The following is a 16,929-nucleotide window of genomic DNA, read 5'->3' as shown; positions in this document are numbered from 1 at the left end:
TCCGCACCGGACCGCGGCGTGACCATCCAGCAGTGCGCCATGGCTGCCTACACCAACATGCCCGACGGCATGGAGCCCGGCTTGGAGAACAACGCCTACTACGACCCGCCCAACATGACCTGGCCTTCCGCCACGTACATGATCGCGGTGGAGATCGACCCTGAGACGGGCGTCTGGGACACCCTCCGCGTCGTTGCAGTCGACGACTGCGGCGTCCGGATCAACCCGATGATCGTCGAAGGCCAGATCCACGGCGGCATGATCGAGGCTTACGCCATGTCGAACATGCAGTTCATCACCTACGACAAGGACGGCAACTGCATCGGTGCCAACTACATGGACTACCTGCTGCCGACCGCTTGGGAAGCCCCTCACATGGAGCTCTTCGAGGTCGTAACGCCTTCGCCGCACCACCCGCTGGGTTGCAAGGGCATCGGCGAGTCCTGCGCAGTCGGAGGCCCCGCGGCCTTCGTCAACGCAGTCATCGACGCTCTGGAGCACCTGGGTGTTCGCAACATCGACATGCCGTGCTTGTCCGGCCGTGTGTGGGAAGCCATTCACTACCGCAAGGACGTCTCCGGTTACCCGCCCCTTCCGGGCCAGGACTAATACCGGAAAAGTAGGAAACTAGTCAGTAATGGCTAAAGACCTCCTGGAGCTTGCACATGAGTTCCGCCACGGTGGCGAGGCATTTGCCCTCGCCACCGTGGTGTGGAGGCGTGCGCCCTCTTCGGGCAAGGTGGGCTACAAAGCCCTCGTAACCTCCAACGGTGACGTGAGCGGCTGGGTTGCCGGCGCCTGCACCGAACCACTAGTTGTCCGCCAGTCGATGAAAGCGCTGGCCGACGGCGAGCCCCGCCTCCTTCTCATCGGAGCGCCGGAGGACCTCGAGACCCGAGCCCGGGACGGGCTGCTAACCTTTCCGACGTCCTGCGCGAGCGAGGGAGCACTGGAGATTTACATCGAACCGCACCTTCCCACCCCCCAGCTAGTGATCGTCGGGCGTTCCCCGGTGGTCGACACCATGGCCACCCTGGCCAACGGCCTGGGCTGGCGCACGGTGATCGTCGACGACGAGGGTGGTTCGCTCAGCGACCACTCGGTGGCCGACGAGGTCTGGAGCTCTTTGGACTTCGCCGAGCAGGGGGTCAACAGCGGCTCCTACGTCGTTGTCGCTACGCTCGGCCACTACGACGAGGACGCGCTGGAGGCCGCTCTCGGCACCGACGCCGCCTACATCGGCCTCGTTGCCTCCAAGAAGCGGGCGGCCACCGTGCTCGAGTTCCTGCGTGGAAACGACGTCCCCGAAGAGCAGCTGGCTCGCATCAAAGCGCCCGCCGGGCTGGACCTCGGCCGGATCAAGCACGAGGAGATGGCGGTAGCAGTAATCGCCGAGATCGTTCAGATCAAGGCGCTGGCCGGCAACGCCCCGGCTTCCACCGGCGCGATGCACCCCACCAAGTCCGACACCGACGAGACGCTTCAGCTGCCCGTGCCGGCCCAGGCCGCTCCGGCCCCTGCGGCGGCAGCGAACGGGGACGCCAAGGCGAAGCCCGCAGCGACGAAGGCCTCGGCGCCTCCCGCCGACGGCCCGGCGGAAGCCATCGACCCGGTCTGCGACATGACCGTGACGGTCAAGGGCGCCCGGTACCACCACGAGCACGAAGGCCAGACCTACTACTTCTGCTGCCCGGCGTGCCGCAAACTTTTCCAGAACGAGCCCGAGAAGTACCTGAAGGTCAAGCAGCAGGCCTGACCGTGTGGGCGGGGCACCGAGCTCCGGAAGGGCGGTAGCAAATTTGATCCTCAGATACCATTCCAGTCGTTTCTTCCGGTAAACGCGCGTTAGGAGCAAGCCCTGAGCGAGATCGTTGATGTACTGAGCGCAATCGAGACCCTGCGAGCCCGCGGCGAGAAGATGGCACTGGCGACCGTGGTGGCGTCCCAGGGATCCACCTACCGGCGCCCCGGCGCACGCCTGTTGGTGGCCGAGAGCGGCGACCTTATCGGCAACATCAGCGGCGGCTGCCTGGACAACGACATCAGGCGCGAGGCCAAGGAGGTCATGGCCGGGAAAGGCGCCCGCCTGGTCGACTTCGACCTGACCGCCGACGACGAGGCGGTGTGGGGTTGGGGCCTTGGTTGCAACGGCGCCCTGGAGGTCTTCGTGGAGCCGCCCGACCATGCGGCGAAGGTGATCGGCGCCCTCAAGCTCGCGCTGGAGGAGCGGCGGACCATCGGGCTGATGACCGTCCTCACCTCAACCATCGCCGGCGTCGAGGCGGGCGCCAGGCTGGTGGTCCACCCGGACGGACACACCGATGGCGGCCTGGGCGACCCCGACCTGGAGGCTGCGGGCACCAAGGCTGCCCTGGCCTCGCTGGAGAGCCGCAAGGCCGGCCGGCACACGCTTGGGGTGGAGGGCAAAGGGGAGGTGTCGGCATTCATCGAGCCGCTCGAGCCTCCCATCCGGCTGCTGATCTGCGGGGCGGGTGAGGACGTCATCCCGCTCGTGCGCCTGGCCGCGTCGATTGGCTGGGAAACCGTCCTCGCCGACGACCGTGAGCAGCTCTTGAACCACGAACGCTTCCCCGAAGCTACCGAGTTCATCGTGCTGCCCAAGGCGGCCGAACTGGTCACCGAAGCGGGCGTCGACCGGCTGACCGCCGCCATCGTGATGAGCCACAACTACGTGCGGGACCAGGATTACCTGCAGGCTCTGCTGGGTACCGACGTCATGTACATAGGCATGCTCGGTCCAAAAGCCCGCCTCCGCCGTCTTCTCCCCGATCTTGCGAAGGAGGGCGTGTTCCCATCAGAGGAGGATGAAGGCAAGATTCACGGTCCCGCAGGCCTCGACGTTGGCGCTGAAGGCCCAGAAGAGATAGCCTGGGCAGTGATAGCGGAAATTATGGCGGTCAGATCCGGGCGGAATGCGGGTTTCCTGAAGAACAGGGAAGGCCCCACGCATCCCCGGGAAAAGGCGTCAGTTGGGGCGTGAGAGTCCCCAGGGCGCATAACCGGCGTAAATCGGCGACGTGTGCCGCGCCCCTCGCTTGGATTTCGCGGTATCTCAAGCACTAGACTACTTGCCAGAAAGCTCTGGCAAGGGAAGACGAACGAAAGGTTAGGTGGCAAGTGGGTATTGCACTTCAGAACGATTTCACGGTACCGGCACCAGTAGAAGACGTTTGGAACTACTTCAACGACCCGCAGAAGGTTGCACCCTGCCTGCCCGGCGCAGAGCTCACCCAGGTTGTCGACCAGAACAACTTCAAGGGCCGCGTCAAGATCAAGATGGGCCCCGTGTCCCTGTCGTTCGCAGGTACCCTGCAGATCGTCTCCCGCAACCCGGCATCCCACACCATCGTCATGAAGGGCGTCGGCGGCGAGGAGAAGGGCAAGGGTCAGGCCGAGGCCAACGTAACCGCAGTCCTAACCGGCTCCGGCAACTCCACCACCGTCAAGATCAACCAGGACATCACGATGTCCGGCGCAGTCGCACAGTACGGCCGCGGCATGATGGGTGACGTCACCACCGTCCTCATGAACCAGTTCGCCAAGTGCCTGTCCTCTGCCATTCAGGGCAAGGGCGGCGGCGCACCGAAGGCAGCCAGCGGTTTCGGTATCGCAGCCCAGTCCACCGCTGTGGGCATGAAGCGCCTCTTCGGCGGCAAGAAGTAAGCAGTCTCAACCGGCCCGCCTCACCGGGCCGCTCGAACGCTTCGGCGTAAGAACTCTATGGACGGCCCCTTAAGGGGCCGTCCTTTTGTTGGAGGGCATCCGGACATGGTCGCAACTCGTAGGAAGGGCTCCGGCCGGTGATCGGCCGCATCACCGGCATAATCCTGGCCGGGGGATCGTCGTCGCGCCTCGGCCAGCCGAAACAACTCCTGGACTTCGAGGGGCGCCCTCTGCTTCAGCACGCAGTCGACGCCATGGAGAAGTCGGGCCTGTATGACGTGGTGGTTGTGCTGGGCCACCGGGCGGACGAAGTCGCTGAAGCCGTTCAGATCGGCCCAGGCACCCGCATAGTGGTGAACCCCGACTACGCCCAGGGTCAGGCGACCTCGCTCAGGACGGGGCTTGAGGCGGCCGACGAGAGGTCCGACGCCGCCGTGGTGATCCTGGGCGACCAGCCCGCCGTCAACGCGCTCATGGTCCGGACGATCGCCGAGACCTACCAGGCCACCGGCGGGAAGGTGGTTCAGGCCGTGTTCGGCGGCAAGCCAAACCACCCCACGCTCTTCGAAAAGGAGCTCTGGCCGGAGCTGAAGGCGATTGAGGGCGACAAGGGCGCCCGCGAGGTCCTGAAGAGGCACCCCGAGTGGGTGGTGCAGGTCGAGCTGGGCGGAGAGGTGCCCTCGGACCTGGACACCTGGGAGGACTACGAGCGGCTTACGGGCCGGGCGCAGCCCAGCGCCGAGGCCTAACTGCAGAAACCGGCATCTGGGCCGGCGTCGTACCGGTCGAGCAGCTCCTGGCCGACGTACAGGTGGCGGTCCTCCAGGGCGACCTTCGGCGGTCCGGCGCTCACGCTCGACGTATCGATGACCACGCGGGGATCATCATCGACCACCTCGACGGCTACCGGAAGCCGGTCCAGGCCGCGGGCGGCCGGCCCGTCGAGGGCGACGCCGTTGCGGGCGAACAGCTCCCCGTGTGCAGGGGACATGAAGACGCCTCGGCCGGCGCAGTAGACGACTCCGTGGCCCAGGTGCTGCGCGTCGTCGAGAAAGGCGGTCAGCTGGTCACCGGCCCGGTCGATCCAGACGTCCTTCCCGCTGACGTGGTGCAGGGTGACACCCTGCGGGATGTCGGAGAGGGCCACCCCGGGCGCCTTCTCCACGGGGACGGAGACCATCAGAGCCCGGACCGCCGTGCCCGCCACGATCGCCAGCAAAGCGAGCGAGAACAGGACCAACGGCCTGCCGATCCGGCGCTTCATGGGCTGCTTTTCCCGGACGGGGGCAATGATCACATCTGCATGTTAGCGGTAGGGCGTCGCTTATCAGTGGTGGAACAGCCGGATGCCGGTGTGGACGAGCGAGATCCCCAGCTCCCGGCACGCAGCGGCGACCTCGGGCGTCCGGAGCGACCCCCCGGGCTCCACAACGTACCGGACTCCGTAGCGGCTGGCGTAGTCGATGTTGTCCCGGAACGGGATGAATCCGTCGGAGGCCAGGGTGACGCCCTCCAGCTGTTCGCCCCAGGCGGAGCGCAGGTCGGCGGGGATCGGCTGGGTGTCGCCGGCGACCTCGGCGAAGGCCGCCCACTCACCCGCCGTCATGTCGCCCTCGGCATACCGGATCTGCCAGTTCAGCCGGTCCTGGCGGGACATCTCATCGGGCAGCGGCAGGTCACGCACGGCAGGGTTGCGCCTCATCCACCAGTTGGCCGCCTTGGCTCCTGCAAGCCTGGTGCAGTCGACCCGGGACTGCTGACCGGCGCCGATGCCCAGGGTCATCCCGTCACTCAGATAGGCCACTGAGTTCGACTGCGTGTAGCGAACCGTGATCATGCCGAGCAGAGCATCGGCGACCGCTTCCGGGCCCAGCTCGGGGCCCTCGGCCATCGTCAGGCAGGCGTCGGTGATCGGGAGCGCGTCCTGCTCCTGCTCGAGCACCATGCCGAAGACCTCCCGGCGCTCCCACTGCGGCGGCCGGTACGCGGGGTCGGCCTCGAAGACCAGGAAGGCGCCCTTCTTCTTGCGGGAGAGGATCTCCAGGGTGCCTGGTTCAAACCCCGGAGCGACTATGCCGTCGGAGATCACCCGGGCGAGGAACTCGGCGAGCTCGAGGTCCACCGGCTCGGATACGGCGATCATGTCGCCGAACGAGCACTTGGGGTCCGCGTCCCTGGCACGGACGTAGGCCGAGGTCAGCGGGCCGACCGGGCCGTTGCCCAGCCCCCACACCTCCCGCATGGCTTCGTCGGGGTTGCCGGCAACCGCCACGCCGGCGGGGGAGACGTGCTTGAACGATGCCGCGACCGGGGCATTCACCGCGGCCCGAGCCTCACGCACTAGAGGCCAGGCGTTCAAGGCGTCGAGGACGTTGATGTAGGAAGGGCTGCCGTTGAGCAGCTTCAGGGGTTCCGGGCTGCCTTCGCCGACGCGTGCCTTCTGGTGGGGGTTGACCCCGTATCGCATTTCCATTTCGACCCTCCTCAGCCTTAACTGAGGAGCACCCAGGCGTACGATGCTCCGACAAGAGCGCTTCCTGGTGGTAGCCCACCCGACGCCAGTCGCAATTGGTCGATGTTAACCGACCTCGCCCCGCACGATGCAAGCAGCGGGTGATCGGGGTCATACTCGAAGAAGCGGCGGCACAAGTTCCCGCTGACTCCGGGAGGAACGAATGGATCTGAAAGAGCTTTCAACCACGTCGGTGAAGTTGCCCGACGGCAAGGAGTCGTCGCTGCTCGAGCTGCTGGACGACTGGGCGAACCGCGTGCTCAAGCTGGAGGAGGGCGAGCAGACGACCACCGCCGACGAGCTGGCCGGCATCAAGGAGTTCGTCGCCTCGCTGCAGGTAAGGGATCGACTGGAGCAGGCACTCACCGATGAGGCGGAGTCCTCGGTTCCGGCCCTGGTGAAGGCTGTCGACGCCCTGTACTCCGCGTACACGCTCAGGGACGACCACAAGGTGCTGTCGAAGATGGACAGCGGCGCTCCTACCGAGCCCTGGTGGTGGAGCCGCATCCCGGCAGGCGGCCCGCTGGCCGCCGAGTTCTCGAGGCAAGCCCGCAAACTGAGGTAGGCGTCCGGAGCTTCGGGGACATCGATCACCCGAGCGAGTGGTAGCGGATCCGGCCGGTGAAGGTTCGGGCGTTCCCGGTTGTTTTCCTCCCGGTAACCGAGCGGGCACCGTTCTCGCTGTATCAATCTGGCAATTCGCTTAACCCATCGGCGGTTCGCGCCGATAGAGAGGCAGATTTGCCAAGGAGGGGGCTTCATCATTCGAGGGTTTCACCGCGGGGACCGAAAGCCGGCGTTCAGCAGGCCCGTCACATGGGTTCTACTCGGCTTGCTCGCCCTGGCCGCCCTCCCCCTCACCCTGACCCAGGCCGGCCGGGCCTTCCCGATTGTCGACATCAACCTGGAGATGAGCCGGGAGGAAGCGCTAGGCGAGGCCCGTCGCCTCGAAAAGATGCACCACTTCGGGCCGCGCAACTTCGAACAGGCGGCCAGCTTCTTCGGAGGCGACGAGGTCGAGACCTATCTGGAGCACGAGGGCGGAGGGTCGGAGGCGTTTCAGCGCCTTTTACGGAGCGGCGACTACTACCCGTACACCTGGTCGGTCCGCCACTTCGTTCCCGAAGAGTGGGCCGAGACCGAGTTCGAGTTCACCCCGGACGGAAAGTTGTGGGGGTACTGGATCACCCTCGACGAGGAGCCCGGGCCAGCGCTGGACCTTAAGCAGGCCCGTGCCGTCGCCGAGCAGCAGGCCAGTTCGTTCGGGCTGGATCTGAGCAAATACCGGCTGCAGAACAACGAGTCCTGGGGTGGTCCCGACGAGAACATTCGCCGCGACTGGGAGCTGGAGTACGTTCGCAGCGACCCGCGCATCGAAAAGGCAACCTTCAACGTCACGGCATATGTGAACGGCGACCAGTTCGGCGGCTTCACCCAGTCGATCGAGCTGCCGCGTTCGTACGAGATAGCCCAGTCCGAGGTGGACGAGACCAGGGTCGTGATCCTTGGAATCGTCGGGTTCGTAGCCGGATCGGTCTTCTTCGTGGGCGGTGCCTTCGCCCTGATCGTGCTGGCGCGCCGGCGTCAGTTCGAGTGGCGGCGGTCGGTCGGCTGGGGAGCGGCTCTCGCTCTGATCGCCGCTGCGGCCGAGCTCAACAGCCTCCCCGTCTACTGGTTCGACTACAGCACCTTCGGCTCGAAAGCTACCTTCGTCGGGGAGCAGATCTCCTACGCTGCGACGACGTTCTTTTCGGATTGGGCCATGGCCTCGGTTGCTCTATTGGTGGCTGAGGGCCTGACCAGGATTGCGTTCCCCAACCAGATCCAACTGTGGCGGGTTTGGCGGAGGCCCAGCGCCGCCTCGAAGGCGATGCTCGGCCGCACCGCCGGAGGGTACCTGTGGGCCTTCATTCTGCTTGCCTACGTAACAGCCTTCTACGCAGTTATGACCCTGTGGTTCTCCTGGTACACCCCCGCCTCTCCAAGCGCCGACCCCGACATGCTGGCCACCTACCTGCCGTTCTTGGGCCCGCTCTCCATGGCGCTGCACGCCGGCGTGCTGGAGGAGGCTCTGTTCCGGGCGCTCCCGCTTGCCGGCGCCGTGCTGCTGGGGAAGCGGTTCGGCCACGCCCGGCTGTTCCTGGGGCTTGGGCTGGTAGCCCAGGCGCTGGTGTTCGCCGGGGCGCACGTCTCGTACCCGACCGAGCCGGTCTACGCCCGCATTGTCGAGCTGTTCCTGCCGGCACTCGCCTTCGGCGCCGTCTACCTGGTTTTCGGGCTGGTCCCTGCGATCCTGGCGCACTTCGCCTACGACTACGTGCTCATGGGGCTGCCGATCTTCACGACCCAGACCTCGTCGTTCGGAGCGAAGGCGGCGTTCGTAGCGGCCGGTCTGGTCCCCCTGGTCATCGTCCTGGTCGCAAGGCTGAGAGCCCGGCGCTGGACCGAGGTCGAGCCGGCCGATCGCAACGCGTTGTGGCGTTCCGATACCCGGGGGCCGGAGCCGTCAGAGCCCCGGCTCGCCCCTCCCTTTGGGCCAAGGGCCTGGGCCGGCCTCGTGCTCCTCCTGTCGGTCGGCCTTGCCGGCTGGTTCGGGACCACCCGTACCGGTGCCGATGCCCCGCCGGTTTCGATAAATGCCGACGAGGCGAAGAGCGCGGCCCGGGGCCATCTGGAGGCTCAGGGCAAAAAGCTGAAGGGGTTCGATGTGTTCGCCTCGGTGAACGACGAGGCGGGCGAAGACGCCGACTACGTCATGAATGAGTACGGATCCGCCACCTACCGCAAGCTGGTCGGGACATACCTGAACGCGCCGGGCTGGACGGTTACCTTCGACGGGACGGGCGACCAGTGGTACACGGTCACTCTGGACCATCGCGGCAAGGTGCTCGAGGCCAGCCAGACGGTGGACGAGCTGGTCTCCTCCTCGAAACTCAAAGAGGAGCAAGCCGTCGCCCTGGGGGTTGCGGCAGTCAAGGAGGAGCTCGGAAGGACAGTCACCCCCGAAGACGTGGACTTCGCCGAGTACTGGGGGGAGGACGACGTCGACTGGCACGTCACCTTCAAAGTGCCGCAGCCGCCCTTGAAGGCCGGTATGGCACTTGTTGCGGTCGACATCTGGGGCGGACAGGCGACCGACGTCTACCGGTACATTGAGATGCCCGACGGGTACTACGAAGAATCGTGGGACGGCGAATCACAGATAAGGCTCCTGTCGGACGTCGTAGACCCGGTTGTCTGGGCGTTCATCAGCGCCATGGCCCTGTATGTCCTGGTGGCTACCGTGCGTCGCAGGGTGTCGGGCCGGCTGTTTTGGACCACCGGCCTGGCGGTCTTCGTCGCCTCGGTCGTGGTGTCGTTGAACGACTGGCAGACCCTGACTGAGGATCCTTTTGCCGAGCCCGGCGGGTTCGGTGTCGCGGGCTCGGTCGCAGGGTCCGTTTTTATGGAGCTGGTTTTCGCCGTCGGCGCCGGGCTGGTCCTCGCGGCGGCGGTGGGGCTGCGCCGCCACGAGACCAAGCAGTCGATGAGTCGCTCCTGGCTCCTCGGCATCCCGGTGGGCGCAGTCGTCGCCGGCGCGGTGATCCCGGCGCTGCGGTTGTTCGGTGACCGAACCGTCCGCTGGCCCGATTATTCGGCGCTGGAGTACGAGGTGCCCCTGCTCGGCGGCCTGTCGAGCGTTGTCAACACACTCTCCGTCGGGGCTGCGGCGGCGCTGGTCTTCGGGCTGGTCAACCTCCTCACAGGTTGCTGGACCCGAAACCGGCTCCGAGGCGGGCTCCTCCTCGCAGCTGGGGCGGCGATGCTCGTCTCGTGGGAACCCGAGGTCACCGGCTTCGCCGCGCTCGGCCTGTCGGCCGCGCTGGCCTCCGCAGCGGCGGTGACCTCCTACGTCCTGGTCTTTCGCCGTAACCTCGCGGCGGTGTTCCCGGCGGCGGCGACCACAATCGTCCTCACGGAGATCGCGGGGGCCGCCGCACCCGCCTTCCCCGGCTCACAGGCCGCCGTCCTTGCCGGCTGCGCCGGTGCGCTGGTGGTCGCAGGCCTGTGGAGCATGCTGTTCTCGCGCCCTCTGCCGGAGAATTTCGGCAGGCGCCGCAGCCGGGTGGACTTCAACACCTACTGGCGCCGGGTCGTCTGGGCCAAGCCGTTTGCGGCCGGCCTGCCCGTTCTGGACGAACGGCTGCTGGGCCAGCTGAGATCGATCACCCGGACCAGCCGGAGAGCCCGCAGCACTCCGTGCCGCCTGGTGTTGAAGGACGGGTCGGTACGGGAACGGGTCTTCCTGGTGGAGGCCTCACGCTTCCTGACCGCCTGGGGCGCATTTCCGGACGTCGGCGACCCCCGGTTCCTGGACGCAGCGGACATCGAACGGATCGAACCCTCCCCGTTCAGCCTGCCGGCCTGGATCGGCCGAAAGGTCCACCGGGGGGCCAAGGTCGTCAACGGCCAGCGCTACTTCAGGCTCAAGCTGCGTGACGGCAGGAAGCTGAGCTGCTCCACGCCGACGCTTGCCGACTTCGTCGATCTCCCCGAGGGCGTTTCGGTGGACGACGTGGTCTCGGTCAAGAAGGAACGGCGGCCCAAGGACATCGAGAACAGGCTTCCGCAGGCGGCCCACGAGTGGTGTGTGTACCGTGACCCGGCCAGGCTCTACCCGGGGCAGGAGCCGATCACCGGATTTGTGATCCTGCCGGCCCCGGCGCTCGGACCGCCGGCGGCCTAGCAAATCTGCCTCAGCCAGGTCGACCTCCCCGATGACTTGATCCAATCGGCAAATGGCCGGCAGGTTGCAGATCCTGATGGCGCAACCGCTGCAGATTAGGGTTGTAGGCCCGGAGACGCTTGGGTCCGGCATCCATGAACTGAGGTGATAGGAATCGGCTACTTCACCCGCTGGCTGGCTGATATTCCGCCCTACACGCTGGCCGTCAGCCTGCCGTACTCGGTTGCCTTCGCCCTGGTTGCCGCTGAGATCGCCTGGCTTGCCCGCCGGCCCGGCCCGGGACGCAAAGCGATTTTCACCTCGGCTGCCACGGCCACGTTCATGGGCGGCGTCGCCCTGCTCGTCGGATGCCTCTATGCCGTGGTGATGAAGTTCCTTTGGGAGCTCGTCGCCGTGGCCGGTTCGGACGGTGCAGCTCAATTCTGGCGGGACCACCCGATTGTCGGGGCCGCCGTCACCTTCATAGCGTGGGACCTGTCCGGGTGGGTCTACCACGTGGTCGGGCACCGGACCAGGATCGGGTGGGCAGCCCACCAGCCCCACCACAGCGGCACGGACTTCGACTCCACTCTCGGCCTCAGGCAGACCTGGGCGCCCTTCCACGGGTTGCTGATACATCCGCTGCTGGCCCTGTTCGGCTTCGACCTGGAGGTGGTCGTGGTGTGCGCTGCGATATCGAACTCCTGGCAGGTCCTCGAGCACACGAGCCTGCCGGTGCGGTTTCCCCGATGGTTCTCGGCGGTGGTGATGACCCCTTCGGCCCACCGCCACCACCACGGACGGCAGGGAGGTGCCGTGAACCTGGGGCCCTTCTTCACCTGGTGGGACCGGCTGGCCGGGACCTGGGTGTCCGGGGACGTCCCGGCGCCCGAGCACTACGGCCCCGATCACGGCAGCAACAACCCTCTTCGCATCGAGGTTCAGGGGTGGCTGGACCTGTTCGGAAGGAAACCCGAGCCGAGCTCGGACCTCCGGGAAGCGGCAAGCATCGCTCGATGACAGCCTAGGGTGACGGCCTGTCCTTCCGGCCGTTGAAGTACATGACCCCTTGAACGGCCAGGGCAGTCACTCCCAGCAGTGCTACCAGCCGGCCGCTGCTGAAGAGCGCCGAGACGGTCAGGTACGCCTCGACCAGTGCGATGACGATCCACAGTACCAACGCATTTCGTGATCCGGCCCCCGCCTTTGCTGCCGCTTTACAGCCGGCCACGAAGACGGCGATAGAGACGAGCAGTGCCACGAGGAGCCCCACGATGATGATCGCGATGTCGGCGGCGGTGAACTGGATCGCCTCCGCGAGGTTAACTCTCGGCCTCCTCGTCCGGCCGGGCAGTACGGACGCCTCCCGGCGACTTCATTGCTACTCCGACGGAGGAGCTTCGGCGGGGGCCGCCTCGGCGGGCCGAGCATCCGCTTTGGGAGCCTTTTCCGACTTCTTCTTAGCCGGGGCCTTGGGAGCGTTCGACTCGGCCGCGGCCTTGGGCTCTTTACCGTTAGCGCCCTGGGGTGCAGCCTCCGGCTTCTGCGCCGAGAAGATGCCCGAGATCCACAGGTTGCGGTTTCGGGCCCTCCACTGCAGCCGGGCGCTGACGATGTTGCGGTGGAGGACGTCGCTGCGCAGCTTGACCAGCTTGCCGATGTAGGCGCCGGGGAACAGAGCCACGGTCATGGCGTAGAGGCGCTTGACCGACCTGATCACGTGCGGCGTGATGTCGTCGACCTTTGCGTTGACGAAGCCGGCGTTGGTGGCGTCGGCGACGATCTCGTCCGATGTGGCCAGGTCGTCGATGGCCCATCCCCGCAGCCACTCCCGATACATCGCTTCGTCGGCCGGATGGTAGGGCCGCGTCGGCCGGAACCAGTCCTCGATCACCAGGCGGCCCCCGGGCTTGAGTAGGCGGAACATCTCCTTCATCCAGGCGCCCTTGTCCATGGCGTGGCAGAAGCTCTCCTGGGCCCAGACGATGTCGAAGCTCTCATCGGGAAAGGTGGTGTTCACGAAGTCCTGGACCTCGAAGGTGCATTGCGCCTCCAGGCCACGCTCCTTGGCGTACCGTCGAGCCCGCTGCAGCTCTTTCTCCGAAAGGCTGATGCCGACGGTGTTCAGCCCGAAGGTTCGGGCGAGCCAGATGGAAGAGCCGCCGACCCCGCAGCCGGCGTCAAGGACTCGCTCGCCCGGTTTGGGGTTGGCCCGGGCGGCCACCTGCTTGTTCATGTTCAGGAGGGACTCGCCGTGGTTGCGGGTGACCCCCTCCTCCCAGTAGCCGAAGTGTTTGGCCAGGGTGCCCTTGTTCAGCCAGACCACCCGGTAGTCGAACCAGGACCCGTCGTAGTAGTCGACGATCCATTTGCGGGTCTCGGCGTCGGTCGAAGGTTTGTTCACCATCAGTTTGCGGGCACCGGCTCGGGTGCGGACTCGGCGGGCGCCGACTGTGCCGCCTCCGAGTCGGACGACTCCGGCTTGGTGCAGACCACGATGCCGCCGATCCACAGGCCGCGCACGTGCGCCCGCCACTGGCCGCGAGCGGCCCTGAGGTTGTCGTGGAGCACCTTGGTCCGAAGGCGCAGCCATCTGAGCAGGAACGCCCCCGGGTAGAGCCAGGCGGTGATCAGGTACAGATGGCGGGCCGACCGGAGCATGTAGGGGGTAACGTCGTCGAACTTGATGTCGGTGAACCCGGCGTCCGCCATGTAGCCGGTGATTTCATCCTTGGTGGGGATGTCGGGGATCGCCCAGCAGCCGAGGAAGTGGTGGATGAGCTTCTCGTCGGCGGGGTGGAACGGCCGGCCGGTGCGGTACCAGTCCTCGATGACCAGCTTGCCGCCCGGCTTCAGCACCCGGAACGCCTCTTTGACGAACAGGTCCTTGTGCTTGCTGTGGCAGGAGCTCTCCTGCGCCCAGACGATGTCGAAGCTGTTGTCCGGGAAGTTGGTGTGGATGTAGTCCTGCTGCTCGAAGGTGCACTGGGCCTGCAGGCCGCGCTTGGCGGTGTACTTGCGGGCTCGCTCGAGCTCCTTGGCGGAGATGCTGATGCCGACGGTGTCCACCCCGTAGTTGCGGGCAAGCCACATTGACGACCCGCCGACGCCGCAACCGGCGTCCAGAACCCGCTGGCCGGGCTTGGGGTCGACCCGAAGCGCGGTCTGGCGGTTCATGTTGATAAGGGACTCGGCCTGGGACTTGGTGTCCGGCTCCCAGTAGCCGAAGTGCTTTCCGAGGTTGTCGCCGTTCAGCCATATCAGCCGGTAGTCGAACCAGGATCCGTCGTAGTAGTCGACGACCCACTGTTTGGTTGCCGCGTCGGTCTGAGTTTTGGCCATGATTCGAAAGTCTCCGGAAGTGAGTTTTGAAGGTGTCCAACTAAAGACTAACCCCCACCCTAAAGAATCAGGGTGGGGGTTAGTGAGAAGCGTTATTACCTGCGGTAGGCGATGGGCTCCGAGTTGATCTTGTGAGCCGCCCACTTAACGGCCTTGACGATGTTCTGGTAGCCGGTGCAACGGCAAAGGTTGCCGGAGATGGCCCAGCGGATCTCGTCCTCGGTCGGGTTGGGGTTCTCGTCGAGCAGTGCCTTCGAGACGAGCATCATGCCGGGGGTGCAGAATCCGCACTGAAGGCCGTGCTCCTCGTGGAAGCCCTGCTGAACCGGGTGAAGCTCGGATGCAAGGGCCATGCCCTCGACCGTCATGACTTCGTGACCATCGGCCATCACTGCAAAGTACGTGCAGGACTTGATGGGCAGCCCGTCGAGAAGGACGGTGCAGCAGCCGCAGCTGGTGGTGTCGCAACCCATGTGGGTTCCGGTGAGGCCCAGGACCTCACGAATGAAGTGGGTCAGGAGGAGCCGGGGCTCAATCTCCGTGGTGTACTGCTCACCGTTGACGGTGACCGACACTTGTTTTACTTGCACATTGGCCTCCTTGAAATTGCGTGAGTGATTTTCGTCTCAGCGATTAAGCGGCGCGAAGGCCGGCTGCTGCGCTGAGTGCCCGCTCGGTGTAGACACGGATGATTTCACGCTTGTACTCGGCGCTGCCGCGGTGGTCGGTCTTGGGGTCACAAGCACCGGCTGCCTGGCGGGCGGCCTCGCCGATGGTTCCCTGGTTCAGGCTTCCACCCATGAGGGCGGACTCTGCACCGGTGCACTTGATGTTTGCCGAGCCAACGCCGGTGAGGGCGATGCCTGCGTGGCTGATGCTTCCGCCGGTCCAGCCGATGGAGACTGCGACGCCTGCGGTGGCGAAGTCGCCGACCTTGCGCTCGAGCTTCAGGTACTGGCCGAAGGAACGCTCGCCCTGGCTGGGAACGCGTGCCTCGACTGCGATTTCACCCGGGTTCAGGCTGTTCTGGAACGGGCCGACGATGAGCTGCTCGACCGGGATCTCACGGGTGCCGGACTGGCTGCGAGCCACTACTGCGCCGTTCATGGCGAGCATGCAAGCGCCCCAGTCGCCCTGCGGGTCTGCGTGGCAGAGGGAGCCGACGAGCGTGCCGCGGTTGCGGACCACCGGGTCGGCCACCTGCGGTGCGCACGACGCCATGCACAGGTAGCGGGACTTCAGGAGGTCGGAGCGCACCAGGCTGCGGTAGCGGGTCAGCGCGCCGACACGAAGGCCGCCGGCCTCTTCGGTGATGTAGTCCAGGCCCTGGATCCGGTTGAGGTCGATGATGACGGAGGGGCTTGCGAAGCGGAGCTTCATGAGAGGAATGAGGCTCATGCCACCCGAAAGGACCTTGGCGTCTTCGCCGGCCTGGGCAAAGATGGCGAGCGCTTCCTCAATGGTATCGGGGGCTACGTACTCGAACGGTGGGGGATACATACATTCCTCCTAGATCTGGACTACACGAGACTTCTGGGACCGGTACAAGCCATTACAAATCTTTAAAAGGGGATATGGGAGGGCTGACTGTGAGAACTGGCGGCGATCGCTCGTAGCCTACGCTTCGGGCGCCGGTTCCCCCTCCTGATGTGCTGCCGTCCATACGATGGACCGCCGCTTAATGTATCGAAGCGGCCTTCGCTATGTCAAGGCGAGGGTGGGGTTCCGGCTGCTTCACCGGGACCACTCTGGCCTAACTCATAGATCCTACTAACATTGGGGAAATAGGCACGCGGCGCCCTGAGGAAATGTTTGCGGCACTTCGAGCGTTGAGGCTTTTAGAGGTGGGGTATTCGTTGGCATCCCGGTTTACGAGCGTAGTTCTCGGACCGGATTAGGGCCGGGAGGCAGATATGTACGAAGTTTTGGACACGGTGGACCAGTGGCTGTCCGACGGGAAGAAGGTAGCGGTCGCAACCTTGATCGAAACCGAGCGTTCTGCTCCCCGTGACCCCGGCGCCGTGCTTGCGGTTTCCGAAAAGATGGAGGTCGCCGGCTCGGTCTCCGGCGGCTGTGTCGAGCCTGCCGTGATCGAGAAGGCCATGGAGGTCATCGACACCGGCATCCCGATGCGTATCACCCACGGCATCACGGACGAGGAAGCCTGCGCGGTCGGCCTCACCTGCGGCGGCACGGTCCACCTGTTCGTCGAGCGCCTCGACTACTGATGGGGGAGATCTACGACGCCCTCAAGAACGCCATCCAGCAGAAGGACGCCGTCTCGCTGATCACCGAGGTCACCGGCCCCAACCCGGGCGCCAAGGTGCTCGCCTCCGACGAGGAGGTTCTGGGGTCCCTCGGGGACCCCGACCTGGACAAGGTGGCCGTGGACAAGGCGCTCGACATGCTCCAGCACGGCGCCATCTCCACGGTCAAGTACGGCCCCAAAGGGGAGGAGGGCGAGGACGTCGAGCTGTTCATCCAGTCGTTTGCCCCGCCTCCGCTCATGTACGTCTTCGGCGCCGTTAACCTCGCATCGGCGGTGGTTCGCATCGGCAAATTCCTGGATTACCGGGTGACCGTGTGCGACGCCCGGAAGGTATTCGCCACCAAGGAGCGGTTCCCGGAGGCCGACGAGATCGTCGTTCAGTGGCCCAATGAGTTCCTGGAGACCGCCAAGGTCGAC

The 16,929-nt window shown here is 65.6% G+C and carries 17 protein-coding genes; 10 read left to right on the top strand and 7 right to left on the bottom strand.

Annotated elements, in window-relative coordinates:
• From VFV09_11595 to VFV09_11575, 5 genes are all read left to right on the top strand, one after another.
• Positions 1–609, top strand: a 609-nt coding sequence (locus tag VFV09_11595) for a molybdopterin cofactor-binding domain-containing protein (GenBank protein ID HEU4868360.1), incomplete at its 5' end; no start/stop codon positions are given.
• A 28-nt stretch (positions 610–637) separates the two neighbouring features.
• Positions 638–1,756: an XdhC family protein gene (locus VFV09_11590; protein ID HEU4868359.1), complete on the top strand. Its 1,119-nt coding sequence runs from the start codon at positions 638–640 to the stop codon at positions 1,754–1,756.
• A gap of 102 nt (positions 1,757–1,858) precedes the next feature.
• Positions 1,859–3,001 carry an XdhC family protein gene (locus VFV09_11585; protein HEU4868358.1) on the top strand — a complete coding sequence of 381 codons (1,143 nt, stop codon included), beginning with the start codon at positions 1,859–1,861 and terminating at the stop codon, positions 2,999–3,001.
• A gap of 137 nt (positions 3,002–3,138) precedes the next feature.
• The gene (locus VFV09_11580; GenBank protein HEU4868357.1) at positions 3,139–3,684 is read left to right on the top strand and encodes an SRPBCC family protein; all 546 of its coding nucleotides are present in this window, start codon (positions 3,139–3,141) and stop codon (positions 3,682–3,684) included.
• 137 nt (positions 3,685–3,821) lie between these two features.
• Positions 3,822–4,433, top strand: coding sequence for a nucleotidyltransferase family protein (locus VFV09_11575; GenBank protein ID HEU4868356.1), 612 nt, complete (start codon positions 3,822–3,824; stop codon positions 4,431–4,433).
• On the opposite strand, the gene VFV09_11570 is transcribed toward VFV09_11575, so the two are convergent.
• Together VFV09_11570 and VFV09_11565 are read right to left on the bottom strand one after the other, a co-directional pair.
• Complete coding sequence (locus VFV09_11570) at positions 4,430–4,981, bottom strand: hypothetical protein (GenBank protein ID HEU4868355.1); 552 nt, start codon at positions 4,979–4,981, stop codon at positions 4,430–4,432. The two genes, VFV09_11575 and VFV09_11570, sit on opposite strands and share 4 nt — an antisense overlap.
• Positions 4,982–5,011: 30 nt before the next feature.
• Complete coding sequence (locus tag VFV09_11565) at positions 5,012–6,157, bottom strand: phosphoribosylaminoimidazolecarboxamide formyltransferase (GenBank protein ID HEU4868354.1); 1,146 nt, start codon at positions 6,155–6,157, stop codon at positions 5,012–5,014.
• A 202-nt stretch (positions 6,158–6,359) separates the two neighbouring features.
• Between VFV09_11565 and VFV09_11560 the strand changes: the two genes are divergently transcribed.
• The 3 genes from VFV09_11560 to VFV09_11550 all read left to right on the top strand — a co-directional run bounded on the left by VFV09_11560 (position 6,360) and on the right by VFV09_11550 (position 11,921).
• Entirely contained in the window at positions 6,360–6,761 is a 402-nt protein-coding gene (locus VFV09_11560; GenBank protein HEU4868353.1) for a hypothetical protein, read from the top strand.
• Between the two features lie 267 nt (positions 6,762–7,028).
• Positions 7,029–10,922, top strand: a complete 3,894-nt coding sequence (locus tag VFV09_11555; GenBank protein HEU4868352.1) for a CPBP family intramembrane glutamic endopeptidase — start codon at positions 7,029–7,031, stop codon at positions 10,920–10,922.
• 144 nt (positions 10,923–11,066) lie between these two features.
• The gene (locus VFV09_11550) at positions 11,067–11,921 is read left to right on the top strand and encodes a sterol desaturase family protein (GenBank protein ID HEU4868351.1); all 855 of its coding nucleotides are present in this window, start codon (positions 11,067–11,069) and stop codon (positions 11,919–11,921) included.
• Between the two features lie 4 nt (positions 11,922–11,925).
• Here the strand turns inward: VFV09_11550 and VFV09_11545 are convergent, their stop codons facing one another.
• The 5 genes from VFV09_11545 to VFV09_11525 form a co-directional block, all read right to left on the bottom strand.
• On the bottom strand, positions 11,926–12,174 hold the full coding sequence (locus VFV09_11545) for a hypothetical protein (protein HEU4868350.1): 249 nt from the start codon (positions 12,172–12,174) through the stop codon (positions 11,926–11,928).
• A gap of 108 nt (positions 12,175–12,282) precedes the next feature.
• On the bottom strand, positions 12,283–13,305 hold the full coding sequence (locus VFV09_11540) for a methyltransferase domain-containing protein (GenBank protein HEU4868349.1): 1,023 nt from the start codon (positions 13,303–13,305) through the stop codon (positions 12,283–12,285).
• A gap of 2 nt (positions 13,306–13,307) precedes the next feature.
• The gene (locus tag VFV09_11535; GenBank protein HEU4868348.1) at positions 13,308–14,243 is read right to left on the bottom strand and encodes a methyltransferase domain-containing protein; all 936 of its coding nucleotides are present in this window, start codon (positions 14,241–14,243) and stop codon (positions 13,308–13,310) included.
• A gap of 95 nt (positions 14,244–14,338) precedes the next feature.
• Positions 14,339–14,833, bottom strand: a complete 495-nt coding sequence (locus tag VFV09_11530; GenBank protein ID HEU4868347.1) for a (2Fe-2S)-binding protein — start codon at positions 14,831–14,833, stop codon at positions 14,339–14,341.
• Between the two features lie 43 nt (positions 14,834–14,876).
• On the bottom strand, positions 14,877–15,743 hold the full coding sequence (locus tag VFV09_11525) for a xanthine dehydrogenase family protein subunit M (protein ID HEU4868346.1): 867 nt from the start codon (positions 15,741–15,743) through the stop codon (positions 14,877–14,879).
• 413 nt (positions 15,744–16,156) lie between these two features.
• Between VFV09_11525 and VFV09_11520 the strand changes: the two genes are divergently transcribed.
• Both VFV09_11520 and VFV09_11515 read left to right on the top strand, forming a co-directional pair.
• Positions 16,157–16,471 (top strand): XdhC family protein, encoded by a 315-nt coding sequence (locus VFV09_11520; protein HEU4868345.1) that lies wholly within the window; start codon positions 16,157–16,159, stop codon positions 16,469–16,471.
• On the top strand, positions 16,471–16,929 hold a 459-nt coding region (locus VFV09_11515), incomplete at its 3' end, for an XdhC family protein (GenBank protein HEU4868344.1). The genes VFV09_11520 and VFV09_11515, both read left to right, overlap by 1 nt.

The organism is Actinomycetota bacterium (genome assembly GCA_035759705.1).
Lineage (GTDB): Bacteria > Actinomycetota > CADDZG01 > JAHWKV01 > JAHWKV01 > JAJCYE01.
This window is presented reverse-complemented; position numbering and strand designations above follow the sequence as displayed.

Coding starts and splice junctions, on each gene's coding strand:
- VFV09_11590 (HEU4868359.1), top strand. CDS start 638: ATGGCTAAAGACCTCCTGGAGCTTGCACATGAGTTCCGCCACGGTGGC.
- VFV09_11565 (HEU4868354.1), bottom strand. CDS start 6,157: ATGGAAATGCGATACGGGGTCAACCCCCACCAGAAGGCACGCGTCGGC.
- VFV09_11560 (HEU4868353.1), top strand. CDS start 6,360: ATGGATCTGAAAGAGCTTTCAACCACGTCGGTGAAGTTGCCCGACGGC.
- VFV09_11535 (HEU4868348.1), bottom strand. CDS start 14,243: ATGGCCAAAACTCAGACCGACGCGGCAACCAAACAGTGGGTCGTCGAC.
- VFV09_11525 (HEU4868346.1), bottom strand. CDS start 15,743: ATGTATCCCCCACCGTTCGAGTACGTAGCCCCCGATACCATTGAGGAA.
- VFV09_11520 (HEU4868345.1), top strand. CDS start 16,157: ATGTACGAAGTTTTGGACACGGTGGACCAGTGGCTGTCCGACGGGAAG.